The sequence below is a fragment of the uncultured Merdimmobilis sp. genome, from assembly GCF_902471145.1.
Lineage (GTDB): Bacteria > Bacillota > Clostridia > Oscillospirales > Ruminococcaceae > Merdimmobilis > Merdimmobilis hominis.
The window spans coordinates 80130-100343 of record NZ_CABRJC010000004.1 but is presented as its reverse complement, the minus strand read 5'-3'; the positions used below and the strand labels follow the sequence as shown (position 1 = coordinate 100343).

16 protein-coding genes are annotated in these 20214 nt (G+C 58.3%); 5 read left to right on the top strand and 11 right to left on the bottom strand.

All coding sequences use genetic code 11. The features are described 5' to 3' along the window. The first annotated feature begins 258 nt into the window (after positions 1–258). Together RDQ42_RS03995 and RDQ42_RS03990 are read left to right on the top strand one after the other, a co-directional pair. Positions 259–1182 carry an ACP S-malonyltransferase gene (locus RDQ42_RS03995; RefSeq protein ID WP_231357977.1) on the top strand — a complete coding sequence of 308 codons (924 nt, stop codon included), beginning with the start codon at positions 259–261 and terminating at the stop codon, positions 1180–1182. A gap of 72 nt (positions 1183–1254) precedes the next feature. Then, positions 1255–1752, top strand: coding sequence for a shikimate kinase (locus RDQ42_RS03990; protein WP_231357976.1), 498 nt, complete (start codon positions 1255–1257; stop codon positions 1750–1752). 55 nt (positions 1753–1807) lie between these two features. Here the strand turns inward: RDQ42_RS03990 and RDQ42_RS03985 are convergent, their stop codons facing one another. Together RDQ42_RS03985 and RDQ42_RS03980 are read right to left on the bottom strand one after the other, a co-directional pair. After that, entirely contained in the window at positions 1808–1939 is a 132-nt protein-coding gene (locus RDQ42_RS03985; RefSeq protein ID WP_267888279.1) for a hypothetical protein, read from the bottom strand. A 40-nt stretch (positions 1940–1979) separates the two neighbouring features. After that, on the bottom strand, positions 1980–2543 hold the full coding sequence (locus tag RDQ42_RS03980) for a hypothetical protein (RefSeq protein ID WP_231357975.1): 564 nt from the start codon (positions 2541–2543) through the stop codon (positions 1980–1982). Between the two features lie 408 nt (positions 2544–2951). Here RDQ42_RS03980 and RDQ42_RS03975 point away from each other — a divergent pair, with 408 nt between their 5' ends. Further along, entirely contained in the window at positions 2952–3863 is a 912-nt protein-coding gene (locus RDQ42_RS03975) for an ABC transporter substrate-binding protein (protein WP_054331301.1), read from the top strand. Positions 3864–3920: 57 nt separating this feature from the next. Here the strand turns inward: RDQ42_RS03975 and RDQ42_RS03970 are convergent, their stop codons facing one another. The 3 genes from RDQ42_RS03970 to RDQ42_RS03960 are packed head-to-tail and all read right to left on the bottom strand — an operon-like array spanning position 3921 to position 7620. Beyond that, positions 3921–4253, bottom strand: a complete 333-nt coding sequence (locus tag RDQ42_RS03970; protein WP_054331300.1) for a hypothetical protein — start codon at positions 4251–4253, stop codon at positions 3921–3923. Between the two features lie 2 nt (positions 4254–4255). Continuing rightward, positions 4256–5215, bottom strand: a complete 960-nt coding sequence (locus RDQ42_RS03965; RefSeq protein ID WP_054331299.1) for a glycosyltransferase family 2 protein — start codon at positions 5213–5215, stop codon at positions 4256–4258. Between the two features lie 5 nt (positions 5216–5220). Beyond that, positions 5221–7620 carry a YfhO family protein gene (locus RDQ42_RS03960; RefSeq protein ID WP_231357974.1) on the bottom strand — a complete coding sequence of 800 codons (2400 nt, stop codon included), beginning with the start codon at positions 7618–7620 and terminating at the stop codon, positions 5221–5223. Between the two features lie 331 nt (positions 7621–7951). Between RDQ42_RS03960 and RDQ42_RS03955 the strand changes: the two genes are divergently transcribed. Beyond that, positions 7952–8467, top strand: a complete 516-nt coding sequence (locus tag RDQ42_RS03955; RefSeq protein ID WP_231357973.1) for a nitroreductase — start codon at positions 7952–7954, stop codon at positions 8465–8467. Positions 8468–8532: 65 nt separating this feature from the next. Here the strand turns inward: RDQ42_RS03955 and clpB are convergent, their stop codons facing one another. From clpB to RDQ42_RS03925, 6 genes are all read right to left on the bottom strand, one after another. Next, positions 8533–11148: an ATP-dependent chaperone ClpB gene (gene clpB / locus RDQ42_RS03950; protein ID WP_231357972.1), complete on the bottom strand. Its 2616-nt coding sequence runs from the start codon at positions 11146–11148 to the stop codon at positions 8533–8535. A 30-nt stretch (positions 11149–11178) separates the two neighbouring features. Then, on the bottom strand, positions 11179–11841 hold the full coding sequence (locus RDQ42_RS03945) for a CopG family transcriptional regulator (RefSeq protein ID WP_071427569.1): 663 nt from the start codon (positions 11839–11841) through the stop codon (positions 11179–11181). A 158-nt stretch (positions 11842–11999) separates the two neighbouring features. Next, positions 12000–13169, bottom strand: coding sequence for a M20 family metallopeptidase (locus tag RDQ42_RS03940; protein WP_231357971.1), 1170 nt, complete (start codon positions 13167–13169; stop codon positions 12000–12002). A 205-nt stretch (positions 13170–13374) separates the two neighbouring features. Next, entirely contained in the window at positions 13375–16221 is a 2847-nt protein-coding gene (gene srtB, locus RDQ42_RS03935) for a class B sortase (RefSeq protein ID WP_308588334.1), read from the bottom strand. Between the two features lie 48 nt (positions 16222–16269). Beyond that, entirely contained in the window at positions 16270–17445 is a 1176-nt protein-coding gene (thiI, locus tag RDQ42_RS03930) for a tRNA uracil 4-sulfurtransferase ThiI (RefSeq protein WP_071427567.1), read from the bottom strand. After that, positions 17442–18584 carry a cysteine desulfurase family protein gene (locus RDQ42_RS03925; RefSeq protein WP_231357969.1) on the bottom strand — a complete coding sequence of 381 codons (1143 nt, stop codon included), beginning with the start codon at positions 18582–18584 and terminating at the stop codon, positions 17442–17444. The genes thiI and RDQ42_RS03925 overlap by 4 nt, the downstream gene beginning before the upstream one ends. Positions 18585–18842: 258 nt before the next feature. Between RDQ42_RS03925 and ypeB the strand changes: the two genes are divergently transcribed. Continuing rightward, positions 18843–20201, top strand: a complete 1359-nt coding sequence (gene ypeB, locus RDQ42_RS03920; RefSeq protein ID WP_054331290.1) for a germination protein YpeB — start codon at positions 18843–18845, stop codon at positions 20199–20201. The last annotated feature ends 13 nt before the right edge of the window (positions 20202–20214 follow it).

Sequence of the window (20214 nt, the reverse complement as noted above, 5' to 3'; positions counted from 1 at the left end):
AAATGTTACAATTGCGCAACATCTTGCCCTATTGCGCCGCCTTTTTCCTGCTGGGTTGTCTCCCGTTTTGAGACGGACTAGGTTTCCCTCTGTAAGCTTGTCCCACAAGGATTTTCGCTCTGTTTCTTTGGCAATATTGTGCCGCGAAGATCCTGCCAATTTTCAATTTGACGTTTTGGTTCCAACCATCTGCACAATGAGGGTTCTTCCCCACTGGCCGTGTACACGGCCAGTGTATCATCTTAGGAGGATCGTTTTATGTCAAAAACCGCCTTTTTATTCAGTGGGCAGGGGTCCCAGTACCCTGGCATGGGCAAGGAGCTCTTTGAGCAGTTTCCCGCCTGCCGCCAAGTGTATGAGTGCGCTGGTGATATCCTGGGCTACGACGTGGCCAAACTCTCTTTTGAGGGCAGCGAGGAGGATATCTCCCGCACCATCTATTCCCAGCCCTTGATTTATACCCATTCCATGGCTGCCTACTATGCGGTCCAGGAGATCTGCCCTCCGCCCCAAGGGGTAGCCGGCCACTCCCTGGGGGAGTACGCCGCCCTGACGGTGGGTGGGGCCCTCTCCCTGGAGGACGGCCTGCGGGCTATCTCCGCCCGTGCCAAGGCCATGGACCGGGCTACCCAATCGGCCCGGGGCGCCATGTTTGCCATCTTGGGAAGCGATCTGGAAACGGTGGACAGGGTCTGCCAAGAGACCCCCGGATTTGTTCTTCCAGTCAACCTCAACTCCCCCAGCCAGACGGTGATCGCCGGTGAGGAAGGGCCCGCCGCCCAAGCCGCCGCCACCCTGGCCGCCCAAGGGGCCAAAGCGGCCCGCCTCTCGGTGCAGAGCGCCTTCCACACAACGATGATGGCCCCCGCGGCCCAGGAACTGGAAGAGGCCCTGCAAGCCCTGGATTTTCATCCCCTCGCCCTGCCTTTCTATTCCAACCTGACCGGTGGTAAGTTGGAATCCCTTGATGCCCCCGCTGAATATCTCTGCCGCCACATGGTTTCCCCCGTCCGGTTCACCGAAGAGGTGGAAGCCATGCTAGCCGATGGCTTCACCACCTTTGTGGAACTGGGCCCTGGCCGGGTGCTGTCCACCCTTATCCGCCGCACCCACCGGGAGGCCGTTGTTTTCAATGTAGAGGACGGCAAAAGCTTCGCGAAACTGGCGGCTTCCCTGAAATAGCCCTTGCCCCCGGCCCAAACCCGTGGTATACTAACCACCGGGCCTGCAAATTGGGATGAAAGGGGGCATTTTATGCAAGAAAGAGCCATTGTTCTCAGCGGCTTCATGGGCTGCGGCAAAACCACTGTGGGCAAAGCGCTGGCCGAGGCCCTCTCCCGCCCCTTCTGCGACCTGGACGATGAGATCGCCCGGCGGGCTGGCATGCCTATCCCTCGGATTTTCGACGCCTTAGGGGAGGACATCTTCCGCCAATTGGAGCGGGAGGCCCTTGGCAGCCTCCCTTCCCTGGAAGGGTTTGTGGTGGCCTCCGGCGGTGGGGCGTTCACCTTCCCCGACAACTGGGAAGCGGCCAAAGAGCACGCCCTGGTGGTCTTTCTGGACGCGGACTTCCCTACCTGTTACCACCGGGTCAAGGATTCTGACCGGCCCATTGTCCGGCGCAGCACCCCCCTCCAGCTGGAAGAGCTGTTTCGCTCCCGGTACCCCCTCTATCAAGCCCACTGCCACCGGACGGTGGACGCCTCCCCCCTGCCTCCCCAGGTGGTGAGTTCTATCCGGGCGCTTCTGTAAATGAAAAACCTCCCCAGGAGAGATTCCCCTGGGGAGGTTTCTTGCTTTCTTGGTCCTACAGATCCTCTTCCCGTTCGTCAAATACCACATAGCGGTCTTTGGACTCCTGATAGGCGAAGCTGATGAGTCCGCAGGCCAAAGCGACAGCCCCAAGGGCAGTCAAAGTGAGTTTCATAAGCGTTTTCATTGGGTATTCCTCCTTGCAGTTGCCGTCCTGACCATTTTTCTTACCGGGTAAACGCAAACTCCCCAAAGAACCTTTCCCCATAAGGGTCGATGCTCTGGAAATCCACCGGGAAGAAACAGCCCTGGTGGAAATATGCCTCATCGTCGCAGGTTTTATACAGGTTTCCCCGGACGGTGTCCCCTTGCTGAAACTGATCCCGGCCAAAAATACGCCGGATCTCCCCCCAGGGGAGCAGGTATTGGCCGCCCCAATACACCCCTTGCAGGTCCTCCCCGCACAAAGGGTGGACCTCCACCGGCTGCTCCTCCAGAACCCTGTCCCCCTCCCAGATGGAAAGGCGGGCAGAGCCATTGCCAAAGAGGGCGAGGTCCAGGTGTTTTCTCTGGCCGGGACAGAGGTTCAGGCAGACCCGCTGGACGCTTTTGGGGGAGACCTCCAGCTCAAAGGCCCACAGGTAGAGATGGAGCCCCTCCTCATTGACGCAGAGGCGGAACTGGGCAAAGGGGCGGTAATCCCGTTTTTCCAGGGGATAATTTACAATTTTGCCCACCGGCAACGAATCCAGCTGAGGGCGTCCATCCACGATAGTGATTGGGTATGCCATTGTTTCACAACCTTTTCCTTTGAATTTGTGGAGAGGGGTTCCCTGCCAGCAACCACCTCTTCCATGTGGGGCCTTCGCCGCCGGACAAGCGCTGTACGGGGCCGGCAGAAAATTCTCCCCAGATTTCTATATTTCATATTGTAGCATGAAACGGTCCGTTTGTCATCGGTATCTAGTATGGCGGATTTGGGACGATTTTCCCACTGGGAGCCGCAAAAATTTTCGCCCTTTCCCCCACTTTATAAAAAGAGGATTTTCCACCAGATCCCCACGGGCGGTGGAAAACCGGCCTTTTCATTGACAGCCCTCTTATCCTGGTTTACAATAAGAGGGAATTTTGACCCCGCAAGGCGGGTTCCCGCTTCCCTTCCGCCATCCACCACCATCCATGAAACAAAGGGGACCTTTATGAAACAGAAAAAACTTCTCTGCGCTTTTCTGGCCGCAACGGTTGCCCTTGGCTTAACCGCCTGCAATTTGGGCCAGTCCGGCAAGACCCAGGAGGCCAGTTACCCCATTACCGTAGGCACCGCCAACCTGGCACAGCAGCCGGATTTTGTCGTCTCCCTCTCCCCCATGCTCACCCGAACGATGGAGGATTTGGGCCTCTCGGGCCGGCTGACCGGGGTCAGCAGCTTTGACCAGGAGCTGACTGCCGATTGGGAGGATTCCCCTGCCTTCTGCGGCACTGCCCAGTTGCCGGACCTGGACGCCATCCGCGGGGCAAAGCCTGCCTTGGTGCTGACCCAAACCCCTTTGGCAGAGCACGACCTGGTAAAGATCCAGCAGATGGGGGCAGAAGTGCTGGTGCTTTCCCCCGCCACCTCCATCGAGGGGATGAAGGAAAACTACCGCCAGCTGTTCCTCGCCCTGTGGGGGGAGACAGAGGGCGCCCGCCGGTCGGAGCGGTTCAACCAGTACCTGGACCGCAAAATCCAAAACATCCAAACCGCTCTGGCCCAGTCGGAGACCGAAACTGGCCGCACCGCCCTCTATCTGCGGGAACTGCCCTCCACCGGCGCCACTGGAGGCACCCTGGAAGGGGAGCTGCTGGAACTATTGGGCTTTGAAAACGCCGCTGGGTCCGATTCTGGCTGGAAGATTTCCGAGGGCCTCACTCCCGACGTGGTCTTCTACAGCAACACCCTCTCAGCAGACGGGGTGAAAACTGCCTACCCCAATGCCCAGCTCATCGAGGTGGATCCTCTTCTCTTTGAGCAGCAGAGCCCCAGCCTCCTGTTCCAGCTGTTCCGCTTGGGACACGAAGTATACCCGGACAGCTTTGTTATCACCCCGGAGGAAGACCCGGAGGTATTCTAACCACCCTTGCCACGCAGATGGGGAGGGGGCCGTATGGCCCCCTCCCCTTTTTGTCGTCTACACGCCCAAAATCCAAAAATCACACCTTGGTTCGGGGCTTTCCACCAACCACTGCTCCACACCGTCAAAAAACGCCCGACGGGTGGGCTCCTTCTCCAAACAGGCTTCCCGGACGGCTTTCCACTGCTCCACGGTCACCCGTTGGGGACCGTAGTAAGCAAAGGCGGGAAAAACCCGGTTCAGGTAAGGCCCCAACTCCCACAGGCTTTCCGCATCCACATAGAGGGAGTCGGTCCGCCAGTGCTGGGGGGAAGACTCGTCATACCCATAGGCAAATTCATAGACATCGTGGCCATGCTGCTCCATCTCATTAAAATGCATCAGCCTCAAGGCTATCCTCTTTCCTCTTGGTCCTTTAAAAAGGTTTCGATGATGTATTTGGGCCGGGCTTTGACCTCTTTGTAAATCTTGCCTACATATTCGCCCACCATTCCAAGGGCCATCAGCTGGATGCCCCCCAGCAGCCAGAGGGAGCCGCAGAGCACCCCAAACCCGGAGACGCCCCATCCCAGCAGCCACAGCACCAGCAGCACCAAAAGGGCCAGGCCGGAAATACCGGTCATCAGCACCCCCAGCCCCAGGATAAAGGAGATGGGCTTGACGCTGAAAGAGGTGATGCCGTCAAAGGCAAAGGAGAGCATCTTTTTTAAAGGGTATTTGGATTCCCCGGCAAACCGCTCGCTGCGCTCGTAGGTCACCACCGCGGATTTATAGCCGATTAAAGGGACAATGCCCCGCAAAAACAGGTTGACCTCCCGGAACTGGGCAAGTCCTTCCAGCGCCCGGCGGCTCATCAGCCGGTAGTCGGCGTGGTTGTCCACAATGTCCACCCCCAGGGCCTGCATCACCTTATAAAAGCCCTCGGCGGTGGTCCGTTTGAACCAGGTATCCGTCTCCCGCTTGGAGCGCACCCCGTAGACAATGTCGCAGCCATTTTGGTATTCCAGTACAAACCGGTCGATGGCATCCACATCGTCCTGGAGGTCGGCATCCAGGCTGATGGCCATGTCGCACAACTCTTTGGCGGTCATCAGCCCAGCCAGCAGGGCGTTTTGATGCCCCTTGTTCCGGGAGAGCTTCAGGCCCAGGAACCGGGGATCCTCCTGGTGGAGGCGGGAGATAATCTCCCAGGTTTTATCCCGGCTGCCGTCGTCCACAAATAGGATGCGGCTTTTTTCATCCACCAAGCCCTCCAAGACCATCCCCTCCAGCTTTTCCTTCAGCCGGCGGGATGTCTCGGGCAGGACTTCTTCCTCATTGTAGCAGGGCACCACCAAATATAAGGTATCCATGGGGTCTATTCCTCCTTGTCGTCCGGGGATTCCTCCGGCTCGCTGCCTTTGTCCTTCTCCTCCAGGAACTCCTCCAAGGGCAGCTGGGTGGAAGCCGCTGGGGCGGGCTTTGCTTTTTTGTTGATGAAGAGGTAGCAGCCCAGTACCACCAGCCCGCACAAGCTGACGATCGCGCCGTTTTTCAGGCCAGGGGTGTGGTAATCAAACCGGATCTCCGCCTCCCCCGCCGGAACCCGCACCGCCATAAAGCCGATGTTGGCCTTCTCGATGAGGACTTCCTCCCCATTGACGGTAGCGCTCCACCCCTCGTCATAGGGCACGCTGAAGAACATCAGGGTTTCCTCCTCCAGGTTGGAGCGGGCGGTAAAGCCCCGGTTGTCAATCTGGAAATCGTAGCAGGAAAGGGCCCTCCGGTCCTCCACCGCCTCAGTGAAACCATCGTAGTTGAACTGGCTATAGGGGACCTCCCCCACAATTTCCAGGATATCCTGGTTGCGGGCGATGGCCAGGTTGTCCAGCTGGACTGCCCGCATCATCATGTGGGAGCGGACCTCGTTGTCCCCCTCCCCCAACAGGAAGTTGTCGTAGCACTGGGTGTAGCCAAAGCCCATGGGCAGGAAGTTCTCGTTCTCATAAATGTCATAGTCCAGCACCGAATCGTAGTATACAAACCCGGGCATGATGTCCTCGGCGTCGGGCTCGTCGTTCTTCACAAAGAACCACCGCACCGACAAAAGGGAGCGCAAGGGGAAATATTCAATCCCCGGCTTAGAGGAGACGTCCCGCTTTACCCCGACCTGGGGGTAGAACTCCATAATGGAGGCGGGGACAATGCTGTGGAACGCTTGGATGTTGGGCAGGTGCCAATACATCCCCAGGTTGTCCATGCTGTCATAGAGGTCGCTGCGGGCAAAAGGCTCCTCCGGCAGATGGATGGCATACCGGCCATCCAGGGCGGTTTCCCGAATCCATGTTGTATAATCCGACCGGGTCTTGCCCATGGCGATGAAGGTGATGGGATAGCCGATGCACATCACCGACAGGGAGATGAGCAGCATCTTTTTGAATTTGGGGTTATCCCGCAGCCGGATCAGCAGGTAGGTGAGCAGGAGGCCCGCCGCTGCGATGAGCACATACACCCAGAACCGGTCGGGGTATTTCATCAGGCCGAATTTCAGCTCCCCTTTCACCTTTTTGGGGGTGAATCCCACCGCGATCACAAAGACAGCAGTGATGCCCACCGTCCACTTGATGCCCTCGGTGTAGTTGATCTTTCGATTCTCCAGGGCAATCACCGTGGCGACACACATAATCAGCACCGGCATATAGAACCACCGGGCATAGTAGGAATGGTTGAACAGGATAAAGGCGCTGTTGAGGCCGGGGATCACCGCCATAAACAGGGAAAGGAGCAAAATCCGCTTGATCCAGCTCTTTTTTACCGAACACAGGTAGGCGATGACGCCGGTCATCGAGACCATGGGCAGCCACGCCGCAGTGGAGGACCACTTGGCCCCGTGATCGGGGAAGAAGTTGGGGCTGCTGGGCAGCTCCGGCGGGAAGAAGAAGCACTGCAAAATGGCAGGGAGCCGCTGCTCGTTGTCAAACACCCAGAACCACCAGCCCATCAGCAGGTTGTCGGTCCCGGTGCGGGGGTTCCCCAGAATGGCCAGCACCGATGGCAGCAGCAGGAACATGGCGATCATCAGCCCAACCACCGATTCAAATGCCAGGGTGATGAACTTTTTCACCGTCATGCCCCAGTCCCGGTCCGCCATGCGGATAAAGACATAGAGCACCACAAACACCACTTCACCGATGAAGAACCAGTAGTTGACCAGGCAGTTGATGGCCACTGTGATGGCAAACAGCCCTTTGCGGTTGTTTGTTACCAGCTCCTCCACCCCGATGAGCAAGAGGGGGAAGAACACAATCACCTCATGGAAATGGTTGAAAAAGATGTTGTACACCGCAAAGCCGGAAAAGGCGTAGAGGATCGAGCCGATCACCGCATAGTATTGATCTTTCACAAACCGCTTGATGTAGAAGTAAGAGGTCAAAGCGGCACAGGCGGTTTTGAGCATCAGCAGCGGCCCGATGAGGAACGGTACCGCCTCGGTTGGGAACGGGAGGGTCAGCCAGAAAAAAGGGCTGAACAACAGGTAAAAGCTATAGGAGCCGATGAAGTTGGCCCCCAAATCGGTGTACCAGTTCCAGGCGATGTCCCCGGATCGGATGGCCTCATGGGCCAGCTTATAGAAAGGAATCTGCTGGACGTTAAAGTCCCCGTAGAAGAAAAAGATCCCCTTGTCGTAGATGATAAATGGCAAAAACACCACCGCGGCCAGCGCCAAGGTGATGAAAAACGCCTGATAATGGCCCTTTTCTTTGATCTTTTGCAGCAAAATCCATGCCCTCCTATATTTCAATACTGTCGATCTGTGAATCCCTTCGCCAGATGGGACCTTTCAAAGCAACCCTGCGATTATTGTAGCACAAAACCGGGCTTCCAATCATCCCTTTGCCCTGCTTTTTTCGAAAAAAGGGCATTCCGCTATACAGGTGGCAGATTCTTCCTGTTTTCCTGCATGCCATCCCCGATTTTGCCCTTTTCTTTTCCTTTTGCCCCCAGCGTGCTATACTAGACGATAGGAAGAGAGGGGCATCCCTCCACTTACAACAACACCTTGTTTCTGGCAACAGAAACTGCTATAGAATAAAAAAGGAGGTTTTTCCATGAACGAATCGATGAAAACCCTGTTAAACCGCCGCAGCGTGCGCTCCTTCCGGCCGGAACAGCTGCGGGAGGAGGACTTGGCCGCTATCCTGAAGGCCGGCACCTACGCCCCAAGCGCCATGGGCAAGCAGCCCGCCGTGATGGTAGTGGTGCAGGACGAGGCCACCCGCAGCCAGCTTAGCCAGATGAACGCCGCCATCCTAGGCAAGCCGGGCACCGACCCCTTCTACGGCGCCCCCACTGTGGTGGTAGTCCTTTCTCAAGGCGGCTGCGCCGTGGAGGACGGCAGCCTGGTGATGGGCAACCTGATGAACGCCGCTGCTGCAATAGGGGTGGGCTCCTGCTGGATTCACCGGGCCAAGGAGGAGTTCGCCTCCCCAGAGGGCAAATCCCTGCTGAAAAAATGGGGCCTCAGCGAAGATTATATCGGCGTGGGACACTGCATTTTAGGTTACCCCGATGGGCCGCTGCCCGAGGCAAAGCCCCGCAAAGCGGATTACATCGTCCGCGTTTAGCCCATACCTTTCCAAAAGCAAAAAAGGGAGAGAGGCAAATGCCTCTCTCCCTTTTTGTAGGTATATTATTCCGCCTCGCGGCTGGCAGTAGCGGTCAGATGGCCGTCCACACAATCCACGGTGATGTGTGTGCCTGGCAGCGGGTCGTCCCGCAGAATCAGTTTGGCCACCATAGTCTCCACCTGGCTCTGAAGGAACCGCTTCAGCGGCCGCGCGCCGTAAATGGGGTCGTAGCCCCCGTCCACCACAAAATCCTTGGCGGCGTCGGTCAGGGAGATGGTCAGCTGTTTGTCCTTCAGCCGCCGCCCCAGATCCTGGACCAGCAGCTCCACAATGGAGCGGATCTCCGCCTTCGTCAGGGGTTTGTAGAAGACGATCTCATCCAGCCGGTTGAGGAACTCAGGCCGGAACTGTTGTTTCAAAAGGCCTTGCACCCGGTCTTTTGCCTCCTGGGTGATCTCCCCATCGGGGCCGATGCCCTCCAAAAGATAACTGGAGCCCAGGTTGGAGGTGAGGATGATGACGGTGTTTTTAAAGTCCACCACCCGGCCCTGGGAATCGGTGATCCGGCCGTCGTCCAGCACCTGCAAAAGGATGTTGAACACGTCGGGGTGGGCTTTTTCCACCTCGTCAAAGAGCACCACCGAGTAAGGCTTGCGGCGGACCGCCTCGGTCAGCTGGCCGCCCTCCTCATACCCCACATATCCGGGAGGCGCACCAATGAGGCGGGACACCGAGAATTTCTCCATATACTCGGTCATATCGATCCGCACCATGTTGCGCTCGTCGTCAAAGAGGGCCTGGGCCAGGGCTTTGGCCAGCTCGGTCTTGCCCACGCCAGTGGGGCCCAGGAACAGGAAGGAACCGATAGGCCGGTCAGGATCCTGGATGCCCGCCCGGGACCGGAGGATGGCCTCGGTCACCTTGGTGACCGCCTCATCCTGGCCGATTACCCGTTGGTGGAGGATGTCCTCCAGGTGAAGCAGCTTCTCCCGCTCCCCTTCCATCAGCTTGGAGACGGGGATGCCGGTCCAGCGGGCCACGATCCGGGCGATCTCCTCATCGGTGACCTTGTCCCGCAGTAGGCCGGAGGAGCCTTTGGCCTTCTCGGCGATGGCTTCCTCCTCCGCCAGTTCCTTCTGGAGGGCGGGTAGCCGGCCGTATTTCAATTCGGCGGCCTTGTTCAGGTCGTAGTTGCGCTCAGCCCGCTCCATCTCGGCACCCAGCTGTTCGATTTCCTCCCGCAGCTTCTGCACCTTGCCAATGGCGCCTTTTTCATTCTCCCACTGGGCCTTCATCTCTTTGAACTGGGCCCGCAGGTCAGCAAGCTCCTTCTGGATCTCCGAGAGATGTTCCTGGGAGAGGTGGTCGCTTTCCTTTTTCAGGGCTGCTTCCTCAATTTCATGCTGCATGATCTTCCGGGAGATCTCATCCAGCTCGGAGGGCATGGAGTCGATCTCGGTGCGGATCATGGCGCAGGCTTCATCCACCAGGTCGATGGCTTTATCCGGCAAAAACCGGTCGGTGATATACCGGTTGGAGAGGACGGCGGCGGCGATCAGCGCCTGGTCCTGGATCTTCACCCCATGGAACACCTCATACCGCTCTTTCAGCCCCCGGAGGATGGAGATGGTGTCTTCCACTGTGGGTTCATCCACCATCACCGGCTGGAAGCGGCGCTCCAAAGCCGGGTCTTTTTCGATGTACTGGCGGTACTCGTCCAAGGTGGTGGCGCCGATGCAGTGGAGCTCGCCCCGGGCCAGCATGGGCTTTAGCAGGTTGCCCGCGTCCATGGAGCCTTCGGTTTTGCCCGCGCCCACAATGGTGTGCAGTTCGTCGATGAAGAGGATGATCTTGCCCTCGCTCTTCTTCACCTCACCCAGGACGGCTTTCAGCCGTTCCTCAAACTCGCCCCGGAACTTGGCGCCGGCGATGAGGGCGCCCATGTCCAGCGAAAAGATGGTGCGATCCTTCAGGCTGGCGGGCACATCCCCCCGGACAATCCGCTGGGCCAGGCCCTCGGCGATGGCGGTTTTACCCACGCCTGGCTCGCCGATGAGCACCGGGTTGTTTTTGGTCTTCCGGGAGAGGATGCGGATCACATTGCGGATCTCCGCATCCCGGCCGATAACTGGGTCCAGTTTGTGGTTCCGAGCCTGTTCCACCAGGTCGGAGCCGTATTTTTTCAAGGCGTCATAGGTTTCCTCCGGGTTATCGCTGGTGACCCGGGCGCTGCCCCGGACGGTGGCCAGGGCTTCCATAAACTTATTTTTATCCACCCCGAACACCCGGAAGATCTCTTTCAGGTCGCTGTTGGGGTTTTCGATCAGCGAGAGCATCAGGTGCTCTACCGAGACGTATTCGTCCTTCATGTGTTCGGCCTGGCGTTCTGCTTCGTTCAGCACCCGGTCTACGTCGGAGGAGACATAGATTTTATCCATCGGGCGGCCGGGGCCGGAGACTTTGGGCAGCTTCTCCACCGACCGGGTCAGCTGGGCCAGCATGGCGTCTGTGTCCACATTCATTTTGCGCAGCAGCTGGGCAATCAGTCCATTCTGCTGGGAGAGGAGGGCACAGGCTAGATGCTGCTCTTCGATCTGCATATTCTGGTATTCGGTGGCAAGGGCTTGGGCCGCCTGCACCGCTTCCAGGGATTTTTGGGTCAATTTTTGAGCGTTCATCGCAATTCCTCCCTCAAACTGAGTGATATTCTATAAAACGGTTCTTTCCCGGGAAAGATAGGACCGGTATTCTTGTTCCACTGCGGCCCGGGCCGCCTGGCAATCGTCCAGATGGTTAAAATACACCTTGAGCAGGTGGTCAAACATGCGGATGTAATCGGTGATGGCCCTGGCCAGCTCCTCGCTGCCGATCTCCCCTCGGGGGAGGAAAAACTGGCGGCAATACCGCCCTTCCTGCACCTGGCAAGGGATTCTCCCCCCGGGGAACCGGGAGCCGATGTAGTGGGTCTCCAGCTGGATCCACAGCTGGTAAAACCCGGTCAGGGATTCCAGCAATCCTTGGCTTTGGGTGCGGGCGGAGACCCGCAGCTCCCCGATGGCCGGACGAGGGGCCCGGTAAAGTTCCACCGCATAGCGCAGGGTTGGCTTGTACTTGTACCGCAGAGGGCTTTTAATGGAGAGGATAGCATCGGATGGCTGGGTGTTCACCTGGAAGGCGTCCATGCCGTCCATCAGCGCTTCCACCTGGGAGAAAATTTCCCGCATCCGCATCTCTGGTGTTACAAAGGAAACCGCTTCCGCCAGGATTTGGTTGATCAAAGCCGACCGGCTGGTGTTCTGCTGGTAGGCCAGGCGGTCCACCGCCTCCACCACATCGTCACTGAGCACTAGGCTGTATACGCTTCGGTTCATGGGTACCCTCCTTTCTACAGATATTATTGTACTGCCGAAAAAATAATTTGTCAATGATATTATATAATATTAATTTCAAATTATTATTCTATTCAAATTTTATTCACGACAAAAAGAGGAGGACCGCTTTCGCGGTCCTCCCTTATACTATGTGGTTGTTATCTGCCCAAAAAGCGAACCGCAAAGGCCGCAAAAAACTCCACAATGCGGCGGAAGGCGCTCTCATCCAAGTCAAAGGTGGGGTTGTGGTGGTTTCCGCTGGTGCCGGGCCGGGTGCAGCGGGCTCCAGTGTCGCAGTAAAAACCGGGGAACGCCGCCAGGAACTCAGCGTAGTTGTCCGAGCCGCAGGTGGGGTCATGGGGCGGGGCCATCACAAAGCCCACCGACTGGGCCACCTCCCGGCCGATGGCAGCCATTTCGGGGTCGTTGATCACCGGAAGGGGGGAGGATGGCGCATGGGTGACCACCGCTGTAGTGCCGTAAGCCTTGGCGGTGTTTTCCGCCACCATGCGGATCCGCTCCAGCAGTTTGTCGTTGTCCCCATACTTAAAGAAGCGGATATTCCCCCCGATCTTCACGCTCTCCGGCACGATGTTGTTGGCGCTGCCCCCGTGGATCTGGCAAGGGCTGATGACACAGGTGTCAAAGGGGTTGTGGTATTGGGCGGGAATGCTGGCGATTCGCAGCAGGATGTCGCAGGCGGGCTTGATGGGGTCCACCGCCTTGTCGGGGCGGGAACCATGGCCGCCCACCCCCTTGACCTCGATCTCAAACAGCTCAGCGCCGGCCATCAGCGGGCCATCCGGCAGGTGGATGACACCGGCGTCGCTTCCTCCGTCCAGATGGGTGCCGATGGAGCAGTCCACCCCACCCTGTTCCTTCAGGTACTGGACGATCTCCCCAGCACCGCCGCCCACTTCTTCCGCCACCTGGAAGCAGAAATAGATCTTGCCGGTCAGCTCCTCCTGGATCTGGGCCAGGACTTTGGCGGTGCCCAACAGCATAGCGGCGTGGCCATCGTGGCCGCAGGAGTGCATCACCCCGTCAACCTTGCTGCAATAAGGGGTGGTTTTGTCCGCTTCCTCCATGGGTAAGGCGTCAATGTCCGCCCGGATGGATAGGGTCTTGCCCGGCCGGCCGGTATCCAAAAGGCCCACCACATTGCCGCTGCCTACCGTCTCATGGGGAATGCCCAGTTTGTCCAGCTCCTCCCGGATGCGGGCGGTGGTGCGCACCTCGTGAAAGGAAATTTCCGGGTTGGCGTGGAACTCCCGGCGCATGGCGATGACATAGGGCTCCACTTCTTGGGTGAGCTTGTATAAATCCATCTTAATTCCTCCTTTGTCCACTGTTTTTTCAGCTCTCCTACGTAGATATATCCAGTATACGATACCCTATGGGGATTGTCAATTTCACAAGGACAAAGGTTCCCCAGCAGCATACAGCCCCTGGTATTTCCCTTGGAAAATGAAAAAGGCCATGAGCGTCCGCCCATGGTCTTTTGTCAACTGCTAACAGTGTCAAACAGGTTTTCTATTTTATGGTAGTGCCGGGGTAATAGTGTTCCAAAATCTCTTTGTAGGTGTACCCTTCCGCCGCCATGCCGTTGGCGCCAAACTGGCTCATCCCCACTCCGTGGCCATAGCCGTAGGTGGTAAAGACAAACTTTCCAGAGCGGTACTTCACCTCAAAACAGGTGGATTTCAAACCGAAGTTCAAAAGCTGTTCCCGGATGCCGCGGCCGTTGATCAGGGTTCCCTTGGGCACCTTGCCGCCTTGGGATTTGTACTCGCCGCCCAAGTAGACCCGGCCCACGTATCCACCCGGCTCCAATCGATCCTCGTCGATCTCAATCCAGTCTTCGGGGTCGCCATATTCCTCCAGGTCGATGCCATAGGTGTCCAACACCAGCTCGGCAAAGGCATCCCGGCTGATAGTGTAGGTGTTCTTGTAATAGGGGGAATCCTCATCCCAGGGGCTGTCCACCGACACCAGGTAAGGGAGCGCTGTGCCCCAAACCGATTGGCTGGTAGTGGTTTTGCCCGCGCCGGTGGAATGGTACACGGTGTTGGCGATTCTGCCCTTGTAATACACCCCCTCGCCGATGACCGACGAAACCGCCCGCTCCACGGCGGGACTGATATCCTCCCGCAGGATGACGCTGGGGCTGACCCCCTTGGCGTTGTTGTATTTTATGTAGCTGTAGGTCGCCACTGCCTGGGCCTTAGTGGCCTCAGGCAGCAGGTTCCCACGGGATTCGTTCTGCACAATCTGACTGACGATGGTATAGGCGTCGTCCTCCACCACCTCTCCCCCGGATGTCACCGAAAGGCGGTCGTCCTCATCGATGTCCGGGGGTTCCTCCTCCGGCTCGTCTTCAACCGGTTCAATGACGTCGATCTCCGAAGAAGAGGGCTCCTCTGGTTCCTCCGGCACACTGCTGGAAGAGGGGGGCAGCTCACTGGAACTGGATTCCGGCGGCAGGCTGGAACTGGAGGAAGGCGCCTCGCTGGAGCTGGATGCTGGAGGCTCACTGCTGGAAGACGGGGCTTCACTGGAGCTGGATACCGGCGGAACCGAGCTAGAAGAAACCGCTGGCGCACTGGAAGAACTATTTGGTGCGCTGGAACTGCTCGCCGGCGGCTGGCTGCTGGAAGAGCTGCTGGGCGCGGCGGAGCTGGAGGAGGGGCGATGGGTGGCGGCATTTGCCGGCTTGTTTCCCCCGTAGGTCTGGTACCAGATGTCCGGCATCAGGGGATTGGGGTTCATCTTGGCCCCGGAGGTGTCCACTGTGGCGCTCTCCCCGTGGCGGACCTTTCGAGCCACCACCGCCAAACGGGCGTCCGTGAACTCATAGGTGCAGGTGGAGAGGGTCAGCAGTTCGTCGCCATACTCCACATCCACCCCGGTGTCGATGAGGGAACGGTTGTAGATTTCATCTACAAATTTATAAAAATCGTTTTCATCCGCTGCATTTAAAAAATTGTGGTATTCAAAGGATTCGGCGGCGCTGGCCACAAATACCGAGACGATTTTGTAGTCCGCCTCCTGGAACACCGAGTCAAAGGTGATCACCGGGTGCTCCTTATAAAAGTCCAGCTTCTGGTATTTGACAATGTCGCCGAACATCTGGCCATCCCGCATGTTGTGGCCGTAGATCACCAGGTTGTCATCCGGCGAATTGAGGCTGTTGCGGAAATCCAGGAAGGGGGTTCCATGGCGGTTCTGTTTGTCATTGAAGTCCCTTTTGAGATAGTACTCGTTGTCCTTGCCCTGAACCACTGGGAAGTTGATCAGGGTGCCGGGGATCTCCAGCCAGCCCACCAAATCCGGGTTGATGTCATAGAGGGCCGCAAACCGGGGAAGATACCCTTCGGGGTACCCGGAAACCGAGACGTCCGAATTGTCCTTGATCCCCTCCAGCCGGTCGATCATCGATTTGTTTTCATAGGCGGTGTAGTAATAGTGGGCAAGGTAGGTCCCCGCCCCCAGGAAGCAAACCATCGCCGCTAAAAAAACCAGCTTGCGGAACTTCTCCCCCAAGGGGTCCTCCTTACGGGGCAGGATAGCCGCCCGCATCCGGGTGAGGAAGGAAGCTTCCCGCAGGTCGGGGGTATCCCGCTCCGGCGGAGGGGGCGGGGGCGCCGCCATCCTGCCCAGACGTTCCTCCAATTGGGGAAGGAGCCCATCGCAGAGGGCTTGGGCGTCCTTGCGGGTACCGGCCACCGCGGTGAGCCGCACCCGGGTACTTCCCCCCCGGCTGTAAGCGCTGACCGCCAGCCCTTCTGGGACCGGCAGGTCGGTGAGGCAGAATTCCACCTCTTGGGGGGTGTGGGGGGATTCCACCGTCTGGGTGGCCGAAAACACCCCGGCGAATTTGGCGGCATAGGGGAGCACCCCATCCAGCACCAAAGGCCAGAGCTGTTCCTCCTCCCCCGGCAGCACGATGACGCATTGCTTCCCGGCGGAGATGGCGAACCCTGGGGTCAGGCCCCCGGGGGGCAGAGGAAACACCACGCAGACTTCAGGGAGGTTCGCCCCCTCTTGAACCTTGTCGTCAAAGGGGATCCCCCGGCGCAGGCATTCCCGCTGGATAGCTTCTAAAGTAGGCATGTGAAGAAGGGTGGGCAGATCCAACCCTTCGCACAAGGTGGATTTGATGGTGGGTTCGGGGTCAATCCCCCCCACAGCGAGGATCATGTCGCTGCGCTCCATGGCTTCGGTCAGGGCATTTTGAAGTGCTCCTTGATTCTGTCCGCATTCTGTCAGATGGTTCAGCTGTACGCCGAACAAGGCCAGCTCCCGTTTCAGGACGCCGGCCAGGGCGCTCTCCTGGCTCCCCAGGCAGGGGGCCGACAGGCTGAGTATCTCGGCTATCATGGGTGAATCCTCCTTTGGATATGGGTTGCCCCTTCCGAAACGTTCCCCCTATTGGGGATCAATCCGAAGGCGCTCGGCCCCTTCCACCGCTTCCTCCAGCATGGGGGCGAAGTCAAAGGCGGCTTCCGCCTCCTCCACCATGGCCAGTTTGGGCCGGGTGCGGGGGTGCTTGGGGGTGAAGACGGTGCAGCAGTCCTCATAGGGCAGGATGGAGGTCTCAAAGGTGTCGATCTTCCGGGCGATGCGGATGATCTCCTCTTTGTCCATGCCGATGAGAGGCCGCAGCACCGGCATCTGGCAGGCCACGTCGGTGCAGGCGATGGCCTGGACCGTCTGGCTGGCCACCTGGGCCAGGCTCTCGCCGGTGATGAGGGCGGCGCAGTCGCTGCGCTGGGCCAGCTTTTCGGCGATCTTCATCATCATACGGCGCATAATCACGGTGAACAGCTCCTCCGGGCAGTTGTCCCGGATGGCTTCCTGCATTTTCGTAAAGGGGACGATAAACAGCTGCATCCGGCCGCAGTAGGCGCTCATCTTCTCACAGAGGGTGATCACCTTCAGTTTGGCTCGCTCGCTGGTGTAAGGGGGGCTGACAAAGTGGACCGCCAGCACCTCCATCCCCCGTTTGGCCATCATATAGCCGGCCACCGGGCTGTCGATGCCGCCGGAGACTAGCAGCATAGCCCGGCCGCTGGTGCTGACCGGCATGCCGCCTGCCCCTTCGATCTGCCCGGCGTGGATGTAGGCGGCGAAATCCCGGATTTCCACCATGACGGTGACCTGTGGGTTGTGGACGTCCACCGTCAGACCCGGGAACTGTTCCAACAGGTAGCCGCCCAGCTCGGTGCAGATTTGAGGGGTGTTCATAGGGAAGGTCTTGTCCGATCGCTTGGCCTCCACTTTAAAGGTGCTGGCCTCTGACAGGGTCTCTTTCAAATATTCCACCGTTTTTGCCTTGATATCCTCAAAATCCTTCTCCACAATACAGGCGCGGGTCAGGGCCGCAATGCCAAACACCTTGCGGACCCGGTCCACCGCCTCATCCAGGTCGATGCCGTCCTCCTGGGGCTCAATGTACATGGTGGATTGGGCTTTGTAGCAGCGGAACTTTCCCAAATCCGCCAGTTTGCGGCGGATGTTTTTCAGCAGCACGTCTTCAAAGGTGGTGCGGTTGAGGCCTTTTAGGGCGATCTCCCCGTTTTTGATCAAAATAAGCTCTTTCATCGTCTATTCCTCGCTAACGTCCCGACGGCCTCCTTGAGGGCGTCAATCAACTGGTCGATGTCTTCTATGGTGTTGTCCGTGCCGAAGCTGATCCGCAGGGCGGAGTCAATCCGGCTCTGGGATAGGCCCATGGCCCCCAGCACATGGCTTTTCTCTCCCCGGCTGCAGGCGGATCCGCTGGAGACGTAGATGCCCTTCTCCTCCAAAAAGTGGAGCAGGATCTCCGACCGGAACCCCTCCACCGACAGGTTGACGACGTAGGGAAGGCCCTCCAGGGGGGAATTTATGGCGATGCAGTCGGCCTCCTCCGCCCGGGCCAGCAGGTGGGCCCGCAGCTCCTCCATCCTCTGAAGGTTCTCCCCCATGTGGGAGGCGGCTTTTTCGGCTGCAAGGCCGAAGCCGCAGGCCAAGGGCATATTTTCGGTGCCGGGGCGCAGGCCGTTCTGCTGGTGGCCGCCCCACAGCTGGGGGAGAACCTTAACCCCCTTTTTCACATAGAGGGCGCCCACCCCTTTGGGGGCGTGGATCTTGTGGCCGCTGACGGTCATCAGGTCCACGTCCCACTTCACCGGCTTGAGGGGGATTTTGCAGAACGCCTGGACTGCGTCGCAGTGGATGAGGGCATTGGGCGCTTTTTTGCGGATGCCTTTCACCGCCTCTGCCACCGGCAGGATGGTGCCCACCTCGTTGTTGACTGCCATCAGGCTGACCAGGATGGTGTCTTTGTCCACCGCTTCCAGGAGGTTTTCCAGGGTGATGATCCCCCGGCTGTCCGGCTTCACATAAACCGCCTGGAACCCCTGTTCTTCCAGCTGGCGGAAGGGGGCCAGCACCGCCGCGTGTTCAAAGGCGGTGGTGACGATTTTGTTGCCCCGGCGCTTTTTGGCCTGTGCCCCGCCGAAGATGGCCAGGTTGTCCGCCTCAGTTCCGCCGGAGGTGATGGTGATGCACCCGGGGTCGCAGCCCAGGACAGCGGCGATCCGCTTAAGCCCCTTTTCCCATTCCAGCTGGGCCATCAGCCCCCGCCGGTGGAGGGAAGAGGGGTTGCCGTACTGGTTTACCATCACATCTGCAATATAGCTGGCCACTTCCGGGTCAGTCCTGGTGGTGGCGCTGTTGTCTAAATAAATTTCCCGCAAGGCACTTGCCTCCCTTTTCGTCCCTTGGCTCTGGGCAGCAGCGGAAAAAAGTGGCTGTCCTTGCCGGTTGGCGCGGATTTTTAAAATGTTCGGTTCTAGGTTATTATAGCAGAAAACCGGCGGCTTTCAAATGTTCCAGAGGCATTTTACATATTTTTAATGAAATGGGGTAAATATAACAGCGAGTATTACAATTTTCTGTCAGAACGGATTCCTCCGGCTGGCAAAACCAGAAATTTTTTGTTTGGAGGCATAGCCATGGACAAAAACATGTCAAAAAGCGATAAACTCCGGGCCGGCATTGTGGTGGGCACCTTAGCCGCCGCTTTGGTGGTCACGGCGGTACTTGGATTCTGGCAGGCGAACAAATACCGCCGCCAACTTGAGATGACCTATCTGCGCTCGCTGGAGGAGCTTTCCAGCTATGTGGCGGACATTTCCTCCACCCTCAACAAAGGGGTTTACGCCGGTTCCCCGGCCCAGATGACCTCCCTTTCGGCCAAGCTGTGGCGGGACGCAGGATCGGCCAAGGCGTCCCTCTCCGCCCTGCCTTTAGAGGAACTGGACCTGACGGACACCTACCGGTTCCTCTCCCAGGTGGGCGATTACGCCATGACCCTCTCCCGAAAGGTGGCCAACAGCCAGGAGCTGACCGAGGAGGAACTGCGCAACCTGGATACCCTGTGCACCTATGCCCAGAACCTCAATGAACAGATTAACGCAGTACAGGGCCGGGTCAGCAGTGGGGAGATCCCCTTGGACCGGCTGGCCGCAGTCTCCGTCCAGAAGGGCAACGGCGCCGACGGCGAGCAGCAGCAGGCGGGCGGCGGCGGATTTGAAGAGCTGGAAAACAGCTTTGATGGCTATCCCCGCCTCATTTACGACGGGCCCTTCTCAGACAACATTTTGGACCGCCAGCCCCGCCTCACCAAAGGACAGCCGGAGATCAGCCAGGAGAACGCCCAGAAAAAGGCCGCCCAGGCGGCTGGGGTCAACCCCTCCGCCCTCACCTTTGAGGAGATGGAAAACTCCACCATGCCCTCCTACTGTTTCGGCGGGGACAACATCAACATCGGCGTCACCAAAAACGGCGGTTTTGTCACCTATCTGATCAATGGCAGGGATATTGGGGACAAGACCATCGACTCCAAACAGGCCATCAGCATCGCCCGCAAGTATCTGGAAGGGCTGGGCATCGAATCCATGCGGGAGACCTACTACGAAATTGCCAATAACATCTGTACCATCAACTTTGCCTACCAGCAGGATGGGGTCGTCTGCTACACCGATCTGATAAAAGTGGGTGTGGCCATGGACAATGGGGACATCGTCTCCCTGGACACCCGTGGCTATATCGTCAACCACCAGAGCCGCCAGATTCCCGCCCCCGCTCTCACCCGGGAAGAGGCCATGGAGAAGGTCAGCAAAAACCTGTCCGTTCAATCCGCCCAGCTGGCGGTCATCCCCACTGCGGGCCTTAACGAGGCGTTTGTCTACGAATTTAAGGCCACCGGCAAAAACGGGGAGCATGTCCTCTCCTATATCAACGCCTTAAATGGGGTGGAGGAGCAGATCCTCATCCTCATCGAGACCGAAAACGGGGTGCTGACTGTTTAGGCAAACTCCCCCT